We start from the raw sequence: 1,365 nt of genomic DNA, 5'->3' as shown, positions 1-1,365 counted from the left end.
AGATGAGACCCAATCCCTCCAGCCCAAAATCGGCTGCCAAGCTCGCGAAGAAGCCTGCCGAGGCCGTGGTGAAAGATATTCGCCGCGCCACACGCCGGCATTTCTCGGCTGAAGACAAGATAAGGATCGTGCTCGAAGGCCTGCGCGGCGAGGAGAGCATTGCCGAGCTATGCCGCCGCGAGGGTATCGCCCAGAGCGTGTACTATTCTTGGTCGAAGGAATTCCTCGAGGCCGGGAAACGCCGCCTGGCGGGGGATACCACCCGCGCTGCCACCAGTGACGAGGTCAAGGATCTGCGCCGGGAAGCGCTGGCCCTCAAGGAATGTGTAGCCGACCTGACGCTCGAGAACCGCCTGCTCAAAAAAAGCATGATCGCGGGTGGGGGCGACGACGCATGAGGTATCCTGCAGCTGAGAAGCTGGAAATCATCCGTCTCGTCGAGCAATCCCATCTGTCCACCAGCCAGACGCTGGACAAGCTGGGCATTCCCCGCCGCACCTTTGCCCGCTGGTATGCCCGCTATCTTGATGGCGGGCCTGAAGCGCTGGAGGACCGCCCTTCGGCGCCAAGCCGGGTGTGGAACCGGTTGCCTGACGATGTGCGAAAGCAGATCATCGACATGGCGCTGGAAAGCAGCGAACTCTCGCCCCGCGAACTGGCGACTAAATTTACCGATGAGAAGCAGTACTTTGTCTGCGAGGCCACGGTCTATCGCCTGCTCAAGGCGCAGGATCTGATCGCCAGCCCGGCCTATATCGTCATCAAAGCCCGCGATGCGTTCCACACCAAGACGACCCGGCCCAACGAGATGTGGCAGACCGATTTTACCTATTTCAAGCTGATCGGCTGGGGCTGGGTTTATCTCTCGACCGTGCTCGACGACTATTCCCGCTACATCATCTCGTGGAAACTCTGCACCACGATGACGGCGGGTGACGTCACCGACACGCTGGATCTGGCGTTGGCCGCATCAGGCTGCGACAGAGCCACCGTGCTGCACAAGCCGCGCCTGCTGTCCGACAATGGACCCAGCTATGTCGCGGGCGAGCTGGCCGCCTATATCGAGGCGCAGGCCATGAGCCATGTGCGCGGCGCCCCATTCCATCCCCAGACGCAGGGCAAGATTGAACGTTGGCACCAGACCTTGAAGAACCGCATCCTGCTGGAAAACTACTACCTGCCCGGCGATCTCGAAGCCCAGATCGAGGCCTTCATCGAGCACTATAATCACCAGCGCTATCACGAAAGTCTGGGCAATGTGACGCCCGCCGACGCCTACTTCGGCAGAGACCGGCAGATCCACGCCCAGCGTGCCGCCATCAAGAAGCAGACCATCGAACATCGCCGCTTGCAACACCGCAAGCT

The 1,365-nt window shown here is 60.9% G+C and carries 1 protein-coding gene; it reads left to right on the top strand.

The window, feature by feature from the left end:
* Nucleotides 1-2: 2 nt before the first annotated feature.
* Nucleotides 3-1,365 (top strand): IS3 family transposase gene (locus EOE18_RS18175; RefSeq protein WP_127712164.1). Its coding sequence is split into 2 segments (ribosomal slippage), with 1,364 coding nucleotides annotated over them: nt 3-360 and nt 360-1,365; the frame shifts between segments, so codons are not numbered across the junction. This gene is flagged as partial in the annotation.

Source organism: Novosphingobium umbonatum (assembly GCF_004005905.1).
In the GTDB taxonomy this organism is placed as follows: Bacteria; Pseudomonadota; Alphaproteobacteria; order Sphingomonadales; family Sphingomonadaceae; genus Novosphingobium; species Novosphingobium umbonatum.
This window is presented reverse-complemented; position numbering and strand designations above follow the sequence as displayed.